17 protein-coding genes are annotated in these 17,766 nt (G+C 71.1%); 5 read left to right on the top strand and 12 right to left on the bottom strand.

Annotated elements, in window-relative coordinates; all coding sequences use genetic code 11:
* A complete protein-coding gene (locus ACFWY5_RS17505) occupies positions 1 to 1,170 on the bottom strand; it encodes an amidohydrolase family protein (RefSeq protein ID WP_379610846.1) in 1,170 nt (389 codons plus the stop codon).
* A 61-nt stretch (positions 1,171 to 1,231) separates the two neighbouring features.
* On the opposite strand from ACFWY5_RS17505, the gene ACFWY5_RS17500 reads away from it, so the two are divergent.
* The gene (locus ACFWY5_RS17500; protein WP_379632924.1) at positions 1,232 to 1,867 is read left to right on the top strand and encodes a TetR/AcrR family transcriptional regulator; all 636 of its coding nucleotides are present in this window, start codon (positions 1,232 to 1,234) and stop codon (positions 1,865 to 1,867) included.
* A gap of 43 nt (positions 1,868 to 1,910) precedes the next feature.
* A complete protein-coding gene (locus ACFWY5_RS17495) occupies positions 1,911 to 3,059 on the top strand; it encodes an FAD-dependent oxidoreductase (RefSeq protein WP_379632922.1) in 1,149 nt (382 codons plus the stop codon).
* Between the two features lie 125 nt (positions 3,060 to 3,184).
* Here ACFWY5_RS17495 and ACFWY5_RS17490 read toward each other — a convergent pair whose 3' ends face one another.
* Positions 3,185 to 3,961: a TetR/AcrR family transcriptional regulator gene (locus tag ACFWY5_RS17490; protein WP_379610843.1), complete on the bottom strand. Its 777-nt coding sequence runs from the start codon at positions 3,959 to 3,961 to the stop codon at positions 3,185 to 3,187.
* Positions 3,962 to 4,003: 42 nt separating this feature from the next.
* Here ACFWY5_RS17490 and ACFWY5_RS17485 point away from each other — a divergent pair, with 42 nt between their 5' ends.
* Positions 4,004 to 4,987 (top strand): helix-turn-helix domain-containing protein, encoded by a 984-nt coding sequence (locus tag ACFWY5_RS17485; protein WP_379632920.1) that lies wholly within the window; start codon positions 4,004 to 4,006, stop codon positions 4,985 to 4,987.
* A 147-nt stretch (positions 4,988 to 5,134) separates the two neighbouring features.
* Here the strand turns inward: ACFWY5_RS17485 and ACFWY5_RS17480 are convergent, their stop codons facing one another.
* A complete protein-coding gene (locus ACFWY5_RS17480) occupies positions 5,135 to 5,362 on the bottom strand; it encodes a hypothetical protein (RefSeq protein WP_379632918.1) in 228 nt (75 codons plus the stop codon).
* 73 nt (positions 5,363 to 5,435) lie between these two features.
* On the opposite strand from ACFWY5_RS17480, the gene ACFWY5_RS17475 reads away from it, so the two are divergent.
* Positions 5,436 to 6,824, top strand: coding sequence for a PLP-dependent aminotransferase family protein (locus ACFWY5_RS17475; RefSeq protein WP_379632916.1), 1,389 nt, complete (start codon positions 5,436 to 5,438; stop codon positions 6,822 to 6,824).
* 64 nt (positions 6,825 to 6,888) lie between these two features.
* Here the strand turns inward: ACFWY5_RS17475 and ACFWY5_RS17470 are convergent, their stop codons facing one another.
* From ACFWY5_RS17470 to ACFWY5_RS17435, 8 genes are all read right to left on the bottom strand, one after another.
* On the bottom strand, positions 6,889 to 7,146 hold the full coding sequence (locus ACFWY5_RS17470; RefSeq protein WP_379610837.1) for a hypothetical protein: 258 nt from the start codon (positions 7,144 to 7,146) through the stop codon (positions 6,889 to 6,891).
* 66 nt (positions 7,147 to 7,212) lie between these two features.
* A complete protein-coding gene (locus tag ACFWY5_RS17465) occupies positions 7,213 to 8,805 on the bottom strand; it encodes an AMP-binding protein (protein ID WP_379632914.1) in 1,593 nt (530 codons plus the stop codon).
* Position 8,806: 1 nt separating this feature from the next.
* Positions 8,807 to 10,135, bottom strand: coding sequence for a carboxylesterase/lipase family protein (locus ACFWY5_RS17460; RefSeq protein ID WP_379632912.1), 1,329 nt, complete (start codon positions 10,133 to 10,135; stop codon positions 8,807 to 8,809).
* A complete protein-coding gene (locus ACFWY5_RS17455; protein WP_379632910.1) occupies positions 10,132 to 11,421 on the bottom strand; it encodes a M28 family metallopeptidase in 1,290 nt (429 codons plus the stop codon). Before ACFWY5_RS17455 ends, ACFWY5_RS17460 begins: the two co-directional genes overlap by 4 nt.
* Positions 11,418 to 12,218 carry a carbohydrate ABC transporter permease gene (locus ACFWY5_RS17450; RefSeq protein WP_379610833.1) on the bottom strand — a complete coding sequence of 267 codons (801 nt, stop codon included), beginning with the start codon at positions 12,216 to 12,218 and terminating at the stop codon, positions 11,418 to 11,420. The genes ACFWY5_RS17455 and ACFWY5_RS17450 overlap by 4 nt, the downstream gene beginning before the upstream one ends.
* Entirely contained in the window at positions 12,215 to 13,078 is an 864-nt protein-coding gene (locus ACFWY5_RS17445; protein WP_379632908.1) for a carbohydrate ABC transporter permease, read from the bottom strand. Before ACFWY5_RS17445 ends, ACFWY5_RS17450 begins: the two co-directional genes overlap by 4 nt.
* The gene (locus tag ACFWY5_RS17440) at positions 13,075 to 14,307 is read right to left on the bottom strand and encodes an extracellular solute-binding protein (protein ID WP_379610831.1); all 1,233 of its coding nucleotides are present in this window, start codon (positions 14,305 to 14,307) and stop codon (positions 13,075 to 13,077) included. Before ACFWY5_RS17440 ends, ACFWY5_RS17445 begins: the two co-directional genes overlap by 4 nt.
* 10 nt (positions 14,308 to 14,317) lie before the next feature.
* A complete protein-coding gene (locus ACFWY5_RS17435) occupies positions 14,318 to 15,178 on the bottom strand; it encodes an alpha/beta hydrolase (protein ID WP_379633108.1) in 861 nt (286 codons plus the stop codon).
* Positions 15,179 to 15,244: 66 nt separating this feature from the next.
* Here ACFWY5_RS17435 and ACFWY5_RS17430 point away from each other — a divergent pair, with 66 nt between their 5' ends.
* Positions 15,245 to 15,931, top strand: coding sequence for a TetR/AcrR family transcriptional regulator (locus tag ACFWY5_RS17430; RefSeq protein WP_379610830.1), 687 nt, complete (start codon positions 15,245 to 15,247; stop codon positions 15,929 to 15,931).
* Here the strand turns inward: ACFWY5_RS17430 and ACFWY5_RS17425 are convergent.
* Positions 15,901 to 17,766: a hypothetical protein gene (locus ACFWY5_RS17425; protein WP_379632906.1), complete on the bottom strand. Its 1,866-nt coding sequence runs from the start codon at positions 17,764 to 17,766 to the stop codon at positions 15,901 to 15,903. The genes ACFWY5_RS17430 and ACFWY5_RS17425 overlap by 31 nt on opposite strands.

Here is a 17,766-nt window from a genome sequence, read left to right as displayed (position 1 = left end):
CTAGGGGGTGACGACCGTACGTCCGCCCGCCATCACAAGCAGGGGGAACTCGAGGTTCTTCACGCCGCCGTGCCCCTTGCGGATGTCCCCGGCGGCGGCGATGAGGTCGGCGGGCGCGCCGGGCCGCAGGGTGCCGAGCGGCGCCAGCCCCAGGTGCTCGCCGGCCAGCGAGGTGGCCGCGGCGAGCGCCTGCTCCAGGGAGAGCCCGGCGTACATCATCAGGCTGAGCTCCTGGGAGTCGAACCCGTGCGGGATCTCGGGGTGGGCCATGTCGGTGCCGTAGAGCAGCCTGCCGCCCAGGGCGACGAACTCCTTGGCGTTCTTCATCGCCCCCTTGGTCCTGGACTGGGTGTCGAGGGTGCCGATCATGCGTACACCCTGCCGGACGGCCTTCTTGAGCACGTCGGCCGGCAGCGGGTCGGCGGGGCTGTGCGCCCATTCGTCCGCGCCCGCCGCCAGCGCGAGACGGGCCCCGCGCTCCTCGCCGATGTGCGCGCTCACCTTGCGTCCGCGCCGGTGCGCCTCTCGCACCACGGCGAGCGCCGTCTCAGGCGAGAGCATCGGCCACGGCGGAGGCGTCGAGGCGTGCTCCCCGCCCCACGGCGCCCCGGACTCCCCGCCGGGCTCCAGCGCGATCTTGATGACGGCCGCTCCCTGGTCGACGAGCTTGGAGACGGTACGGCGAGCCGAGTCCGCCCCGGTGACCACCGCGGCCAGCCCCGTCCCCCAGGTGGGGATCGGATAGCCGCCCGGCGCGGTGACCAGCGGCCCGGAGCCCAGGTAGCGCAGCCGCCCGGGTCCTTGCGGGCCGCCCCGCACGTGGCCGCCGAGGTCGCGGACGGTGGTCACCCCGTGGCGCAGGATCCGGTCGAAGGGCACGTGGTTGTGCGTGGCGTGCACGTGCAGGTCGATCATCCCGGGCGCGATGGTCGCCGCACCCAGGGCGAACCTGCGGGCCGAGGACCCGCCCACCGCCCGTGCCGGGCCGGACCGCACCACCTTGCCGTCCCTGACGAGCACCGCGGCGTCCTCGACGAAGCGCCGGCCGTCGAACATGAGGTCGGCGGTGACGAGCACCTCCTTGCCCGCGGCGACCACCTGGTTCTCGGCGAAGGCCGCGCCCGACACGGCGACCAGGGCGCCCAGCTTGATGCTTTCGCGTCTGTTCATCTGACCTCATTTTGTAGTCCGGCTACAAGAATGTTTTTGTAGTGCTGCTACAGTCAAGTGGATGGGAGAAAGATCACAGCAGGTGGACGGCCGCACCGCACGGGCACAGGCCACCAGGGCACGCGTCGTCGCGGCGGCGGCCGACCTGTTCACCAGCGCCGGCTACACCTTGACGAGCATCGGCGCCATCGCCGCGGCGGCCAAGGTGGGCGAGCAAACCGTCTACTACTCCTTCGGCACCAAGAAGGCGATCCTCGCCGCCGCGCTCGACCGGGCCGTCGCCGGCGACGACCAGCCGATCCCCACGCTGGACCGCCCGTGGGCGCGGGAGGCGGTCGCCGACCCCGACCCGCGCGGGCAGCTCCGCCGCCAGGCCGCGGGGGCGGGCGACATCTACCTGCGCGCCGCGCCCCTGCTCGACGTCGTACGCAGCGCGGCGCCCACCGATCCCGACCTGAGCGAACTCTGGGCCACCAACCTGCGGCAGCGCCTGACGGTACAGCGGGTCTTCGCCCGGGCCCTGGCGGGCAAGACGCCGCTGCGCGACGACATGGACCCGGAGACCGCCGCCGACATCGCGCTGACGATCTTGTCTCCCGAGACCTACACGCTGCTGGTCACGGAGCGCCGCTGGAGCCACGCCGCCTGGCAGGCGTGGGCGGAAACCGCCCTCATCAGAATGCTCACTCTCCTGTGACTGCTACTGTCGTACTAGTACGACCGTAGTGAATGGAGGGCGCATGCGGATCGCGGTGGTGGGCGCGGGGCTGGGGGGAGTCGCGGCGGCGGTCGGGCTGCACCGCCAGGGTCACGAGGTGAGCCTGTACGAGCGGGGCGCCGAACTCAGGGAGGCGGGCACCGGGGTGGTGATCATGCCGAACGGCACCCGGGCGTTGCGGCAGCTCGGCCTGGACGGCTACGTCCGTACGCTGTCCATGCCCTCCACCGACGCGGGCCTGCGCGACTGGCGCGGACGGCCGCTGCTGGTCACCGACTCGGCCCAGGCGCAGCGGGAGGTCGGCGCCGCCGCCGTCGTCGACCGGGCGGAGCTGCACCGGTCGCTGCGCGCCCCGCTGCCCGACGGCGTGGTACGCACCGGCATGCCCATCGAACGCCTGGAGCCCGGCCCCAACGGGGTCACGGTGATCAGCGAGGGCCGTACCGTCGAGACGGTGGACGCCGCGATCGCGGCCGACGGAGTCCGCAGCAAGCTGCGTACACACCTGTTCCCCGGCCATCCCGGGCCGGGACGGACCGGCCGGATGGACCTTCGCGGCACACTCCCCCGGAGCCCGGAGGCGGAGGAGAACGGCCTGCTGGCGGCCATCATGGTCGACCGGCGCACCGGGGTGAACTTCGGCCTGTTCCCTCTCGGCGACGACTCGTTGTACTGGTACACCGACACCCCGCAGGACGGCCCGCCCCCCAGCCCCGAGGAGGGGCGCCGGGAGGTGCTGGCCATGATGGCCGGATGGCACCCCGGAGTGCTCAAAGTGATCGCGGACACCCCGGCCGAGGCCATCCACGTCGACCCGATCGTCAAGCTGGCCGAGCCGCTCACCTCGTACGTGTCCGGCCGGATCGCGCTTCTCGGCGACGCCGCGCATGCCATGTCACCCGACCTCGGGCAGGGGGCCAGCCAGGCCTTCGAGGACGCGGCCGCGGTGACCCGGCATCTGACCGGCGCCGAACCGGGAGAGGTCGTCCAGCGGCTACGCCGCTACGACGCCGAGCGCCGTCCCCGCGCCAACCGCATCCTGCTGGCGGCGGCCCGGCAGTCGCGGCTGACCTCCCTGACCGGTCCGCCGGCGTGGCTACGCGACACCCTGCTGCGCCTGGTCCCGAAGCGCCTGGCCACCCGCCGGCTCGCCGCCCTCTGGCACGCCTAGAAGCCGTTGACCGACCGCTTCAGTCGGGACCCGCGACCAGTAGAACGACCATCATCCCGGCGATGGCCAGAAGGACGAGCACGGCCAAGGCGGTGAGGACGGCGATGACCACGCGCTGCCATCCCCTACGGAGATCCATGCCGGATACCCGCCTCGGTGGCGATCAGCGCCTCGATCCCGTCGAGGATCAGCCCCAGGCCGAACCCGAACTCGTCCTCGGCCCCTTCTTCCGCGGGCGCCCGGAACACGCTGGAGGCGAACAGCTTGGCCGCTTCCGGGAAACGGTCCGGCTCCACCAGGCGGGAGAGGGCCGCCCCGTAGTCCCGCTCGCTCTGCGCCTGGTCGAGTCCGCTGCCGAGGCGGCCTTGCGTGAGTTGCTGCTCCAAGGCGCTGACGGTGCGGACGTATCCGCCCAGGAGGTTGAGGATGCCGAGTTTCGCCGGCCAGCCGAGGCCGGTCTCGCGGAGGGCGCGCAGCAGCGCGTCCATCCAGCCGATCGCGTTCGGGCCGACGGGCGGGCCTGTGATGGGCAACTGCGCCAGCCAGGGGTGACGGCCGTAGACCCGGCGGCTGGTCAGCGTCCACCGCCGCAGCGCCTCCCGCCAGCCGGCGGCCTCGTCGACCTCGGGCGCCGGGCCGATGGCCAGGTCGCCCATCAGCTCGCACAGCTCATCCTTGGAGCCCACGTACCGGTACAACGACATCTTCGTGAATCCCAGCGCCTCGGCGACTTTGGGCAGCGTGGCGCCGCTCAGGCCGTCGCGATCGGCGAGCTCCATCGCCGTGCGCACCACCTGTTCCACGTCGAGCTCGGCCGGACGCCCGCGCTGGTGTCCTGGGGAAAGGCGCCACAGCCGTTTGATGTGCGGGGAAACGTCGGGCTCCGCCCTCTTGTCCTGCATACCTATAGTCTCCCACAGATAGTATATGGAGGACACTAATCGATGGGAAAGGAAGCGGCTGTGTGGGTACGGGTGGCCACGGACGACGTTCCCGCGCGCGAGAGGACGGACTGGTATCAGGACGTGGTGGCGCAGACCATCGCGCCCCACCGGTTGCGGATCACCGACCCCGCGGGCTTCCAGGCATCGGCACGCGTGCTGCGCCTGGGCCGGATCGAACTGTCTCAGCACGTGCAGTCCGACCATCACGCGTGGCGTACGCCGCACCTGATCCGCCGTAGCGATCCGGAAGACTACCTGCTCGGGCTGATCACCCACGGGCGGAAAGCGATCTCCCAGCGGCGGACCGTCAGCGTCATGGACTCCGGAGACATGGTCCTGTTCGACACCTCACACCCCTACGCGGCCGGGTCGCCAGGCCCCCGCGACACAGCGGTCACCCTCCTCCGCATCCCCCGTGGCACGATCCCCCTCCCCCAGGACCGGCTCGACGCCGCCCTCGGCCACCGGTTCGGCACCCGCCAAGGCCTGGGCGCCATCCTTCGCCGGTTCCTGACCTCCATCGACGCCCATGCCGCCGACTGCACACCCTTGGGCCTGCGGGTCCTGGAGCGCACCGCGCTCGACCTCGCCTCTGGCCTGCTCGCCCAGCAACTCGCCAGATGGCGGCACCTGCCGGCGGAAACCCGCCGGCAGGTCCTGCTGCACCGCATCGACGCCTTCATCGACCACCATCTGGCCGACGACCGGCTCACACCTCAGGCCGTCGCCGCCCGCCACAACGTCTCGCTCCGCACCCTCTACACCCTGTTCGAAGACCGCGGCGACACGGTGTCCGCGCTGATCCGGCGACGCCGCCTCGAACGATGCCGCGAGGAACTCGCCGACCCGGCCAGACACCGGCACCCCATCCACACGATCGGCGCCCAGTGGGGTTTCCCGAACACCTCCTCCTTCTCCCGCGCCTTCCGGCGGGCCTACGGCATCACCCCCAGCGCCTACCGCCGGTCCCACCAGAAGTCCTGATGAACGCTAGAAGAAGTCCGCGACCTCGCCCTTCCACGACTTCACGACGTGGTAGAGGCCGATGGCGCCCAGGAAGGACAGATAGATCACCAGCGCTATCGGTACGCCGGCAATGACCAGCTCCACGCCCCTGCCTCTCCCCGCGCCTCAACGGACCTTGCCCTGGGCAACTCCGCGAGGTCGTGCGCCGGTTCCGCCTTCACCGCCTTCTGCTGGACAGGCCACGCGCCGGGCCCAGCGGGCGATGCCCCACAGCCGGTCACCGTCCGATCGATCCGCCCGCGCCTGTGCCTCCGTCGCCGCCTCCGCCGCCGCGGGGGCGGTCTGGCCGAGGAAGTACTCCGTGAGCCCGATGGCCATGGCTAGGTGCCTCATGCCTTCAAAGTAGGTGGCATCTGGCTCAGAGATATAGTCCAGATTTATGCGGGATCAGTGGTCCAGATCGGGCTTGGATCTTCATCTTCAGACCGGCACGGGTGAGGGGCTGAGAGCCGGGCTCGAGCTCGCTCTGCGCGAGGCCGTACGCAGCGGGCGGCTTCCGCCGGGAACACGGCTGCCTTCGTCGCGGACGCTCGCGAGCGACCTCGGGGTCTCGCGCGGCACCGTCACCCAGGCCCTGGACCAGTTGGTCGCCGAGGGGTACCTGGAGTCGAAGCCGCGCTCGGGCCTGCGCGTGGCGCCCCAGCCCGCGCCGCCCGCCGAGTCCCCGCGCCCGTCGCACGCGACGCTGCCGGCCGTACCGGGAATCGATCTTCGCTCGGGTTTTCCCGACCTGGCCGTGTTCCCGCGACGCCAGTGGCTCGCCGCCACTCGGCACGTCCTGCGGACCGCGCCCAACACCGCGTTCGGCTACCGGGATCGGGCCGGCGCCGTCGAGCTGCGGCAGGCGCTGGCCGAATACCTCGGCCGGGCTCGCGGAGTCGCCACCACCCCCGCCCACATCGTGGTGTGCGCCGGATACGCGCAGGCGCTCCGGCTGGTGTGCCAGGTCCTGAGCCACCACGCCGGCGCCGGGAGCACGATCGCCTTCGAAGATCCCACCGAGCCCGACTACCCCGCCCTCATCGAGCAGCTGGGACACCGCGCGCGCCACATCCCCGTCGACCGGGACGGGCTGATCGTCGACAGGCTCACCGGCGAATCGGCCGCCGTCGTCACCCCCGCCCACCAGTACCCGCTGGGGGTCACGCTGAGCCCGGCCCGGCGGGTCGAGCTCGTCTCCTGGGCCAGGCGGTCCGGCGGATTCATCGTGGAGGACGACTACGACGGCGAGTTCCGCTACGACCGCCGCCCCGTCGGCGCGCTCCAGGGAATGGCCCCGGACCGGGTCATCTACGTGGGAACCACCAGCAAGACCATCGCGCCCGGCCTGCGCCTCGCCTGGCTCGTCCTGCCCGGCAGCCTCGTCGACCCGCTACAGGAGGCGACCCGCTGGGACGAGTCGTCCGTCAACGTGATCGACCAGCTCGTCCTCACCCGGCTCATCCAGACCGGCCAACTCGACCGGCACATCCGCCACTGCCGGACCCGCTACCGCCACCGCCGCGACCTCCTCGGCCAAGCCGTCACCGAGCAACTGCCGTACGCACGGCTGTCGGGCATCGCCGCCGGGCTGCACGCCGTGCTGCAGTTCCCCGCGCACACCGGCTCCGAGTCCTCCCTGCTCGGCCACCTCGAGCGACACGGCATCCACGTCGAGGGCCTGTCGCCGTTCTACCACCGGCGGCAGAACGCGCCACCCGCCATCGTCATCGGCTACGCCACCCCCGCCGAACACACCTACCGCCACGCCCTCGGCACCCTCGTCGACGCCCTCCGCACCGCCCCTCCCTCATGAGCGGCGGTACGGCTCCCGCCTTCCGCGGCGCGAGCCGTACCGGATGGCAGGTCAGGAAGGGGGCCTACCTGCTGTAGTTCTTGCCGAATGGGCGGCCGGGGATCGGCTTGCCGATGAGCGCGACGGGGACGGACAGGCTGAGGTGGCCGAGCGCCATCGTGAGCGTCCACAGCGCCTGGTCGTCGTAGTGGGCGGACGCCCTGGCGAACAGGTCGTCGGAGACGCGGTCCTCGAACGGGCTCGGGGTGAAGACGGCCTCCGCGAGCTCCAGCGCGACGCGTTCGGCGCCGGTGAAGTAGGGGGCGCTCTGCCAGGTCGCCACGGCGGTGATGCGCTCCTCCGTCTCACCCGGTCCGACAACGCACCGCTCCGGAATGTGAGGCGAGGCTCACCGGTCGAGCCCGAGCAGGCGCATGCCCTCCTCACGCATCTCGACCTTGCGGATCTTGCCGGTGACCGTCATCGGGAACCCGTCGACGACGTGGACGTAGCGCGGGATCTTGTAGTGGGCGAGCTTGCCGGCGCAGAACTCCCTCACGGCCTCGGGACTCAGCGGGGTGCCGCCCTGGCGGATGACGATCCAGGCCATGAGCTCCTCGCCGTACTTCTCGTCGGGCACCCCGACCACCTGCACGTCGGCGATGTCGGGGTGGCGGTGGAGGAACTCCTCGACCTCGCGCGGGTAGACGTTCTCGCCGCCCCTGATGACCATGTCCTTGATCCGGCCGACCACGTTGACGTAGCCGTCGGCGTCCATGGTGGCCAGGTCGCCGGTGTGCATCCAGCGGGCGGCGTCGATGGCCTCGGCCGTCTTGGCGGGCTCGTTCCAGTAGCCGAGCATCACCGAGTAGCCGCGGGTGCACAGCTCGCCGGGTTCGCCGCGCGGCACGGTCAGCCCGGTCTCCGGGTGCGTGATCTTGACTTCGACGTGCGGCATCACCTGGCCGACGGTCTCGGTGCGGCGCTCCAGGCTGTCGTCCGGCCTGGTCATGGTGGAGACGGGCGAGGTCTCGGTCATGCCGTAGCAGATGGCGACCTCGGCCATGTTCATCTCGGTGACGACGCGCTTCATCACCTCGACGGGGCAGGGCGAGCCCGCCATGATGCCGGTGCGCAGGCTGGACAGGTCGAAGCGGGCGGCCAGCTCCAGCTCGGCGATGAACATGGTCGGCACGCCGTACAGGGAAGTGCATCTTTCTTCCTGTACGGCCCGCAGCGTCGCATCGGGGTCGAAGCCGGGCGCGGGGATGACCACGCACGCGCCGTGGGAGGTGGCGCCGAGGTTGCCCATCACCATGCCGAAGCAGTGGTAGAAGGGCACGGGCAGGCAGATCCGGTCATCCGGGGTGTAGCCGAGCAGTTCGCCGACGAAGAAGCCGTTGTTGAGGATGTTGTGGTGCGAGAGCGTGGCGCCCTTGGGGAAGCCGGTCGTGCCAGAGGTGTACTGGATGTTGATCGCGTCGTCGGCGCTCAGCGACGCCATGCGCTCGCGCAGCCGCTCGTCGGGGGCGGTCATCGCCAGCAGCCGGTCCCAGCCGGGCTCGCCGAGGTAGACGACGTCGGCGAACCCGATCTCCTCGGCCATCGCGCGGTAGTCGCTGCCCTTGTGCGTGAGCGCGCTGATGAGCAGGCGCAGGCCGGACTGCCTGACGACGTAGTCGAGCTCGTGGGCGCGGTAGGCGGGGTTGACGTTGACCAGGATCGCGCCGATCTTCGCGGTGGCGTACTGCACGAGCACCCACTCGGCGCGGTTGGGCGCCCAGATGCCGATCCGGTCGCCCTTGGCGATGCCGGAGGCCAGGAGCGCGAGCGCCAGCCGGTTCACCTCGGCGTCCAGCTCGGCGTAGGTCCAGCGGCGGCCGGAGGGCACGTCCACCAGGGCCTCACGGTCGCCGAAGCGGGCCACCGTACGCTCGAAGTTGTCGCCGATGGTCTCGCCCAGCAGCGGGGCCGGCGCGAGCGCGCTCGAGTAGGACCGCATGTCAGAACCTCCGTAGATGATCAAGTGGCCAGCCCGGATCGCCGGTACGGGCGAAGCGGACCCACGCGGCGTGCATCGCGTCGGCCAGCTCCTGCGGCGCGTCCGGCCCCGCGGTGCGTTCGACGCCGGGCGCGTCGAGCACGTCGAAGACGAAGGGCAGGTCGAGGTTGTGCACCGCGCCCACGCGTCCGCCGCCGACCGGGCTCTCGACGGGCGACTCCCACCGGAACTCGTAGGCGTAGGCGGGCCTGGCCTCGCGGATCCAGCGTGTCTCGCGGGTGAACAGGTGCGCGGTGACGGCGCGTCCGACCTGCTCGGCGGGTGTGAGGCCGGCTTCGTCGAGCTGGACGCCGAGGTGGTCGAGCAGGACCCGCGCGGCGGCCTCGTCGACGTCGGCGGCCATGCGGCGGACGAACACGTCGGCCTCCTGGGAGGTGCAGCCGACCAGCAGCGGCAGGTGCGCGCTCGCGGCCAGCGCGGCCAGCGGGACGGCCGGGATCAGGTCGCCGTCGACGACCGGCTTGATCGGCACCGACTCGTTCAGCCCGCCGGAGCCGCCCGCCAGCGGCGGCGGCTGCTCGGCGACGAGCTCCGCAGGGGACAGCCGGGCGAAGGCGGACCTCGTCGGGGCAATCCCCAGCCGGGTGGCGACCGTCTTGGCGTAGTCGCGCGCCTCCTGCTCGGTGGCGACCAGGCCGGCCGAGCCGCTCATCACGATCGCGCGCCGGAACAGCCCTTCCGCGCGGGGCATCGTCAGCAGGGTCGCGACGGCGGCGGCGCCCGCCGACTGGCCGGCGATCGTCACGTTGCCGGGGTCGCCGCCGAAGGCCGCGATGTTGTCGCGTACCCATTCCAGCGCGGCCAGCCAGTCGAGCACACCCCGGTTGAGCGGGGCGTCCTCCAGGGCCAGGAAGCCCTCGAAGCCGAGCCGGTAGTTGATGGCCACGCAGACCACGCCGTCGCGGGCGAAGCGGTGGCCCTGGTGCCAGGCCGCTGCGTTGCCGCCGATGGAGAACGCGCCGCCGTGGATCCAGACCAGGACGGGCAGCCCCGTCCCCTCAAGCGAGGGGGTGCGGATGTCGAGGTTGAGACAGTCCTCGCCGGTCGCGAAGACGTCGGGCGCGTACAGGCCGATGTCCTCCCCCGCCGCCTGCGGAGCGGCCGGGCCGTGGGTGCCGGCCGGCCGTACGCCCTGCCAGGCGGGTGCGGGCGCGGGCGCGCCGAAGCGGTGCTCGCCGAAGGGCGGGGCGGCGTACGGCACGCCGAGGAAGGCGAGCACGCCCTCCTCGGCCTTGCCCTCGACCAGCCCGGCGGTCGTTCGCACGATCATGCCCGGCGCCATCCGGCCGTCCCTTCGACGATTCTGATCGCCGCCCGGGTGAGCGGCTCAAGGCTGGCCTCGTGCACCTTGTCGAGGGTGTCGGCCGAGTCGAACAAGTACATGGGAGCCGACAGGAAGTGCACGAGCGGCACCCCTTCCGGGTGGAAGAAGGCCCCGTCGGTCGGCGGCATCGGGGAGAACACGTCCGGCGGCAGCACGAACGAACGTTTCAAGTCCTCCGCGACGAGGGCGCTCGCCACCAGGCTCTCCAGCTCCGGCTTCCTGGTGGTGAACCACCAGCCGGGCTCGGGATCGCCGGTGGGCACCAGCTCGCCGTCCACGACCACGCACCGCCGGGCGGCGTGCTCCAGGTGGAGCTGCAGGACGACGTCGCCCAGCAGGTCGCGGTGGGTCTCGATGAAGGCCCGGGTGCCCGCGGCGTGCGCCATGTGCCCCGCGGTGAGCAGGAAGATCAGGTTGTGCGGCCGGTCCCGCTCGGGCACGCCCGCCCAGTACCGCGCGGCGGCCAGCACCAGCGCGATCCCGGTGGCGTCCTCGACGGCGGAGGCCCAGGGCGCGTCGTGGTGCGAGCCGATGATCACCCACTGGTCGGAGCCGCCGGGGAGCGTGCCGATCACGTTGTGCGAGACGGCCGGGCCCGTCTCCGACTCCACGGTGAGCGTGCCCGTGCAGGGACCGTCGTCGACCAGGTCGAGCACCCGCCGCGCGTCGCCGCCCGACAGCCAGACGGCCGGGAGGTCGCGGTGCACGGCGTCGTAGGGCACGTAGTAGTCGCGTGTCTCCCACGGCACGCCGGTCAGCGCCCCCGCGAAGGCGGCGGCGCCGCCGTCCATGACGCCCTGGATGACGTCGAGGTAGTCGAGCTGGAACGGCAGCGTCTGGACCAGCTCGTCGAAGACGCCCTCCGGGTCGTGCACGGCCGTCGCCAGATCCCTGACGAAGGACTGCGGCAGCTCGGTGAAGGTGTACTCGGGCACGACGATCGCGCCCGGCACGACCTCGCGGCTGACCGGCGCGCTCACGGTCGCCTTCGGTCTGGTGTACGGCAGCGCCGACGCCGCCACCCGCACGACCTTCGACGGGTCGGCGTCGAGGCGCACCTCCAACGAGGCGTGGACCGGCCGCCAGACGGGCAGCTCGACCGGCTCCAGCCGTACATCGTGAAGCCCGAACTCCGTGAAGCGCTCGGCGGCCCACGCGGCGGTCCAGTCGTCGGCCGGGTAGCCGGGACGCCTGATGCCCTGCGAAACGATCGTTTCAATCCAGTCCATCATCGTTTCAGCCCTCCGAAGGTGAGCCCCGCCACGTAGTAGCGCTGCAGCGCCACCATCAGGATGAACGGTGGCACGGCGGTGACCAGCGCCGCGGTGGTGGTCAGGTGATAGGTGATGCCGACCTCGCTCTGGAAGTTGGCCAGCCCCACCGGCAACGGCCACAGCTCCTGCTCGTTGGCCACGATGAGGGGCCACAGCAGGTTGTCCCACTGCGCCAGGAAGTGCACGAGGAACAGGGTGATGAGCGCGGGCTTGAGCAGCGGCACGGCGATGCGCGCGAAGATGCGGAACTCCCCCGCGCCGTCGACCCGCGCGGCCAGCAGCAGTTCCTTCGGGATGCCGAGGGCGAACTGCCGCACCAGGAAGACGCCGAACGCGCTGATCATGCCGGGCACCATCATGCCCTGGAAGGTGTTGACCCAGCCGAGCTCCTTCACGATGAGGAAGACGGGGATGACCAGGACCATCGGGGTGAGCGCGAGCGTGCCGACCACCAGCGCGAACAGGACGCGGCGGCCGGGGAAGGACAGCTGGGCCATCGCGTATCCGGCGGCGGCCGAGAAGATCACGTCCAGGAGCCCGGTGCCGACGCACAGGATGAGGCTGTTGCGCAGGTAGGTGGGCAGGTTGCCCGCGCCGAACAGCACGCTGATGTTCTCGGGCAGGTGGAAGCCGTTGAAGACCAGCCCGCGCAGGTCGGTGTCGTCGGGCGCCGAGGCGACGACGATCATGACGTAGACCGGCAGCAACATCGCCCCGACCGCGGCGATCAGCCAGGCGGCGCGCAGAATCCTCATTCGTCGCCGCCCTTCAGGAACCCGAACTGCAGCGCCGAGACGATCACCATGGCGACGAGCAGCACCATGCCCATCGCGGCGGCGTAGCCCATGTGCTCGTAGGGGAAGGCGTTGGCCCAGATGTAGTACGGCAGGACCTGGGTGGCGTCGGCGGGCCCGCCGCCGGTGAGCAGGAAGGCGGGCACGAACGCCTGCATCGATCCGGCCACCGAGATGACCAGGACGAACAGCAGGGTCCTGCGCAGCAGCGGCAGCGTGATCCGGGTGAACGTGGTCACCGCTCCCGAGCCGTCGATGGCGGCGGCCTCGTACACCTCGCCGGGCAGCGCCTGCAGGCCGGCGGTCAGGATGATCACGAACAGCCCCATGCTCTTCCAGACGACCATCACGACCAGGGCCCAGATGGCCAGGTCGGAGCTGGTCAGCCAGGACTGCGGCTCGATCCCGGCCAGGCCGATGAGGGTGTTGGCCAGGCCGCGGTCGGAGTAGATGATCACCCAGACCATGGACGTCGCCGCCAGCGGCATCACGGCCGGGATCATGACGAGCGCCCTGAGCCAGCGGTTGAGCCGTCCCGGCTTGCTCAGCGGCACGGCCACCAGCAGGGCCAGCACGATCGTCGGGACGACCGTGCAGACCGTGTAGACGACGGTGATCCACGCCGAGTTGAGGAAGCCGTGGTCGGCGAACATGCGCTCGTAGTTGGCGAGGCCGATCCAGTTGGGCGTCCCCGCCATCTCGTAGTCGGTGAAGCTGAGATAGATGGCGGACAGGAACGGGACGAGCCAGAACACGACGAAGAACACGGCCACCGGGAGGGTCAGCGCCACTCCCGCCGTGGCCTGGGGCCGGGTTCTCATTGGATCAGTCGCACGGCGGAGTCGAAGGTCGCCGCGGCCTGGGCGGGGGCCGACTTGCCGTGGGCGACCGCGTCGATGGCGCTCGCCGCGGCCTTCGCCAGTTCGAGGGTGCCGGGGATGATCGGCCCGAAGTCGACGTGCGGGAGGCTGTCGGCGACGATCTTCATGATCTCGGACTTGCCGCGCGGCCCTGCCTCGCGCCAGCCCTTGGCAGGAATGATGATGCCGTTGTCGAGGTTGGCGGTCACCGACGGGGCGCCCTGCAGGTAGTTGACGAGGTGCCAGGCGGTGAACTGGTTGGGCGAGTCCTTGGCCACGCCCCAGCCCCAGGTGTAGGCGGGGACGACGGACTTGCCGCCGGCCCAGGTGGGGATGGGCGCGACGCCGTACTGCTTGCCGAAGGTGAGTTTGTCCTTGCCCAGTTTCTCCAGCGCGGGACCGAGGAAGGCGCCGCTGACGACCATGGCGGCCTCGCCGGAGTAGAACAGGCCGAGCGCGCCCAGCGGGTTGGAGAGCTTGGGGTTGCCGATCCCCGACATGTACGTCAGGGCGTTGATGCCGTGTTCGGTGGCGAGCGCCGGGAATGTACCGCCCTTGCCCTGGATGAGGGCGGTGAGCATCATGAGGGCCCACTGCGGGTCGCCGTAGAGCCACTGCAGGCCGACCCGCCTGCGGTCCTCGGAAGTCAGCCTGGCGCTGTACTCGGCGACCTCCTCCCAGGTCGCCGGGGGTTTGTCGGGGTCGAGTCCGGCCTCCTTGAACCGGTCCTTGCGGTAGTAGAGCATGCAGGGGTTGAAGTCGATGGGCACGCCGTAGGGCACGTTCTGGTAGGTGAGCGGGGTGGTCGTGCCCGGCTCGTAGTTCTGCAGCGAGAGCGCCTTGGCGTCGACGGGCGCGAGCCGCTTCTTCTTGGCGTGCGCGGGGAAGCTCCAGTGGCCGATCTTGAAGACGTCGGGCGGGGCGCCGCCGCTGAAGGCGGTCAGCAGTTTCGCGTCGAGCTGGCCCACGGGCAGGTAGAGCAGCCTCACGTCGATCTGGAAGTCGGCCATGTAGCGGTGCACGAGCTCCTGGAACTGCCGGCCGGTGTCCTGCGAGCCGTGCAGCCAGACGTTGACCGTGCCCTGCGGCTTGCCGTCCGCGGCCTGCTGCCGAGGCTGGTCGTCGCCGCATCCGGCGAGCAGGGTGAGCGCGCCGGCGGCGAGTAGCCCACGCCGCGTCAGATCCGCCATGGTGGTTCTCCTAGGTGAGGTTCTTGAGTGCCTGGTTCTGCCAGGCGGTGTTGGTGGGGAGCTCGGGGGTGGCGCCGGCGAACGCCCCCCGGGCCTGGGCGTCGGCCTGCAGGCGGTACCTCAGCCAGGCGGTCACGTAGCCGAGAAAGGCCCCGCCGGTGTTCTGGATGTCGTTGTGTCCCGCGCCCTTGAGCAGCGCCTTGCCCGCTCCGGCGGTGGCCTGGTCGTAGTGGCCCTGCACGGTCGCGGCCGAGGAGATCAGCCAGTCGTTCGCGCCGCTGAGGAAGAGCACCGGGCAGGTCAGGTCGGCGACCGAGAACTCGTCTCCCGGGCCGGCCATCCATGGCGCGGGCACGGCGATCGGCACGACGGTCTTGATCAGCCCGGCGGAGTCGTTGGCCGCGTTGATGGATCCGCCCGCGCCCTGGGAGTGGCCGACGGCGGCGACCTGGGCGGTGTCGAGCTTGCCGTGGAAGACGCTGGCCGGGTCGGTGTTGAGGCCGACGAGGTGCTGGGCGGCGGCGAGGATCTCGGCGCCGGTGCCCGTGGTCGTGTCGGTGGAGGCGACCACCGCGAAGCCCCACGAGGCGAGGTGGTTGAGCAGCCCCGGATAGTTGTCGGGGGTGGCCCACGAGCCGTTGCCCCAGGTGACGATCGGGTGGGTGGCGCCGCCCGATCCCAGGGCCGACGGGTAGTAGAGCCGGTGCCCGCCCGAGGTGCCGGTGGCGACCGGCCACGGACCCGCTGCCTTGTAAATCGTTTCGATGGTGGAGGCGGCGCCGGCCTCGGTGGTCGTCAACGACAGGAATCCGGCCGACATGAGGCCGAGCGCCCCTGCCCGTAACGCCTGCCGACGGGTGAAGTTCTCCATGGTCACCTCGTAGATTATTTGGAGACGTGAACGTCTCCCAACAGAGGGAAGTACGATCGGTGAGCGATGTCAAGACATGAACAGAAGGAAGTTCCGGCGGCCCGGCCACTCCCCAGGGGGCGGCACGGGCTCTCCCCCGACACGGTGCGCAACTCCCAGCGCGAACGCCTCGTGGCGGCCATGCTGAAGCTCGTCGCGAGACGTGGATACGCCGCGACGAGCGTGCCGGACGTGATCGCCGCCGCGCGGGTCTCGCGCAACGCCTTCTACGCCCAGTTCGCCGACAAGGAGGCGTGCTTCCTCGCCGGATGCGAACGCGACCTGCCCGAGATGATCGACTCGATCTACACGGCCGCGTCGGAGGCCGGCGATCGCTGGAGCGAGGCGCTCCGGCTCGGGATGAACGCCTACCTGCGGTGGTGGCAGGAGCGCCCGGAGTACGCGCAGGCGTACTTCGTGGAGTTGCCGAGGGCGGGTGAGCGGGCCGTCGAGCAGCGTGAGGCCGCCTACCGGCCCTTCCTCGACATGTTCGGGGCGCTGGCCGCGCGGGCCAGGCTGGAGGATCCCTCGCTGCCGCCGCTGCGCGCCGCGGTGCCCCGCCTGATCGTCTACGGGACCACCGAGTTCATCGCCTCGGAGGTACGCGCGGGCCGCGCCGCCACCCTGACGTCGTCGGCCGGCGACCTCTACCACTACACGGTCGCCCTGCTCGCCGGCCCCGATCACGGCATCGCGACCACCCCTTCCGCCTGAACCCGCCAGCCTTCCGGGAAACACCGGGAAGCCGCCATGTGCGCGACGGCGGCCAGCAGGCCGCCGTTGCCCGGCAGGTAGAGGGGCAGCAGATCGGGCCACTGGTGGTTGTGGCCGCTGGCCAGGTAGGTGTTCTTCGGGGCGTCCATGAGCAGCGCGTCCACGGCGGTGCCGGGCTCGCCCAGCCTGGCCGCGCACAGGGCGAGCATCGGATAGTCCCAGCCCCAGGTGCTCTCCAGGTCCCAGCCGGCGAGCACGTCGTGCAGGGTGGCCCGCATGATCTCGGGGTCGATCAGCGGCGTGGGCGGCACGAACCCGAGCGCGCCGGTCATCGAGGGGTGATCGGTCCTGATCGTGTACGGCTCCACGCCGACGGCCGCGTAGACACCGTCGCGCACCAGCGGCCGGGCCAGGCCGCGCAGGACCCGCGCCCACTCCGGGTCGGGATCGAGGCCGAGCAGGCCCCGCCACCGCTGCGCCGTCTCCAGCCCCCACCACCAGTAGGCCAGCTCGAAGGTGGGATCGCGCACCACCCGCCTGGACTCGTAATAGGACTCCTGCGCCGGGACCAGCGGCGGACCCAGATGCCCGCCGCCCGCGAAGGAGGCCATGAACTCGGCCGTCTCGAACACCAGGTCCCGGTAGTCCTCCAGCGCCCCCGGGCGGACCCGGCGGAGCAGTTCGGCGAAGTAGATCAGGTGCGGCTGCTGCCAGATGATGAACGCGCCGATCTCGCTCGGGCTCTCCCTGCCCTCCGGCCCCACCTGCTTGGGCCAGCGGGCGCCGCGGAACCCCTGCCGCGCGGCCGTGGCCCTGGCCATCGGCAGGATCTCGCGATACCAGGGCAGGCTGCGCTCCAGCAGCTCCGGCCTGCCCCACAGGGCGAAGTGGGCGGCGTGCCACCAGTGCATCTCCAGGTGGAACTTGCCGCTCCAGGAGTTGACGGCCAGCCCGGTCTCCTGCGGCGGGGTGGAGCCGGCGCAGTTGACCGCGGTGAGGTACTGCGAGAGCACGACCCGGCGTTCGAGCTCGGGCGCCCGCGCGTCGGTGCTGCCCTCGAAGCTCACCGCTCCCCCGCTGGTCCAGAACCTCTCCCAGTGTTCCTCGGCGGCCGCCCTGACCTGGGAGAAGGACGGGAGAGCGCCTTTGACGGGACACGGGGAGAACTCGACGACGAGTTCCTCGCACTGGATCAGGTACACGTGAGGGCCGGGCGACGTTAGCCGCGCCGGCCCCGCCCACTCGGCGGCGACGTGGTATCGGTCCTTGTCCAGGATCCTCACGAAGTCGCAGCGCGAACCGTCCTGCTTGTGCGTGGTGGTGTGCCTGTTGGGTTTGTCCCAGTCGGCGGTGGTGTGCCAGCCGTCGCTGGCGTAGGGGAAGGCGATCCTGATCACCGCGCCACCCGCGACGCGGATGGCCAGCAGGTCCCGCTCGGGGTGACAGACCGTCTCCACCTCGTACGGCACGCCGCCCAGCTCGAAGGAGCTGGACAGCAGGCCGGTCCACAGGTCGAGGGTCTGCTTCGACCGGCCGAGCACTTCGAGGCCGGCATCGAGGCCGATCCGGCCCAGATGCAGGCGGTGCGGGTTCACGTGCAGCCAGCCGCCCGCCTCGGTGGCCGGATACAGGTCCGGATAGCCGACGCCGTCGTAGTCGGTGAGCGCGTCCTCCAGCACGTGGCCCTTGGGGTTGGGCATCGTGTGCCAGCCCCACTGCGCCTGCGTGCCCAGCGGCTCGAAGGTCTGCAGCCCGGTGGCGTCGGCGGTGAAGCCGAACTCCCCGTTTCCCACGGTGAGCGGACACCCGGCGTCGGCGATGGTGTGCCGGCGCAC

Source organism: Nonomuraea sp. NPDC059007 (genome assembly GCF_042740555.1).
In the GTDB taxonomy this organism is placed as follows: Bacteria; Actinomycetota; Actinomycetes; order Streptosporangiales; family Streptosporangiaceae; genus Nonomuraea.
The sequence above is the reverse complement of the archived record's forward strand: the minus strand, read 5'-3'. Positions and strand labels throughout refer to the sequence as shown.

What these genes read in the sequence shown, in the direction of transcription:
- ACFWY5_RS17455 (WP_379632910.1), bottom strand. Translation starts at nt 11,421, where the DNA reads ATGATGGACTGGATTGAAACGATCGTTTCGCAGGGCATCAGGCGTCCC.
- ACFWY5_RS17440 (WP_379610831.1), bottom strand. Translation starts at nt 14,307, where the DNA reads ATGGCGGATCTGACGCGGCGTGGGCTACTCGCCGCCGGCGCGCTCACC.
- ACFWY5_RS17430 (WP_379610830.1), top strand. Translation starts at nt 15,245, where the DNA reads ATGTCAAGACATGAACAGAAGGAAGTTCCGGCGGCCCGGCCACTCCCC.
- ACFWY5_RS17480 (WP_379632918.1), bottom strand. Translation starts at nt 5,362, where the DNA reads ATGAGGCACCTAGCCATGGCCATCGGGCTCACGGAGTACTTCCTCGGC.
- ACFWY5_RS17490 (WP_379610843.1), bottom strand. Translation starts at nt 3,961, where the DNA reads ATGCAGGACAAGAGGGCGGAGCCCGACGTTTCCCCGCACATCAAACGG.
- ACFWY5_RS17445 (WP_379632908.1), bottom strand. Translation starts at nt 13,078, where the DNA reads ATGAGAACCCGGCCCCAGGCCACGGCGGGAGTGGCGCTGACCCTCCCG.
- ACFWY5_RS17450 (WP_379610833.1), bottom strand. Translation starts at nt 12,218, where the DNA reads ATGAGGATTCTGCGCGCCGCCTGGCTGATCGCCGCGGTCGGGGCGATG.
- ACFWY5_RS17435 (WP_379633108.1), bottom strand. Translation starts at nt 15,178, where the DNA reads ATGGAGAACTTCACCCGTCGGCAGGCGTTACGGGCAGGGGCGCTCGGC.
- ACFWY5_RS17495 (WP_379632922.1), top strand. Translation starts at nt 1,911, where the DNA reads ATGCGGATCGCGGTGGTGGGCGCGGGGCTGGGGGGAGTCGCGGCGGCG.
- ACFWY5_RS17505 (WP_379610846.1), bottom strand. Translation starts at nt 1,170, where the DNA reads ATGAACAGACGCGAAAGCATCAAGCTGGGCGCCCTGGTCGCCGTGTCG.
- ACFWY5_RS17460 (WP_379632912.1), bottom strand. Translation starts at nt 10,135, where the DNA reads ATGATCGTGCGAACGACCGCCGGGCTGGTCGAGGGCAAGGCCGAGGAG.
- ACFWY5_RS17500 (WP_379632924.1), top strand. Translation starts at nt 1,232, where the DNA reads ATGGGAGAAAGATCACAGCAGGTGGACGGCCGCACCGCACGGGCACAG.
- ACFWY5_RS17485 (WP_379632920.1), top strand. Translation starts at nt 4,004, where the DNA reads ATGGGAAAGGAAGCGGCTGTGTGGGTACGGGTGGCCACGGACGACGTT.
- ACFWY5_RS17465 (WP_379632914.1), bottom strand. Translation starts at nt 8,805, where the DNA reads ATGCGGTCCTACTCGAGCGCGCTCGCGCCGGCCCCGCTGCTGGGCGAG.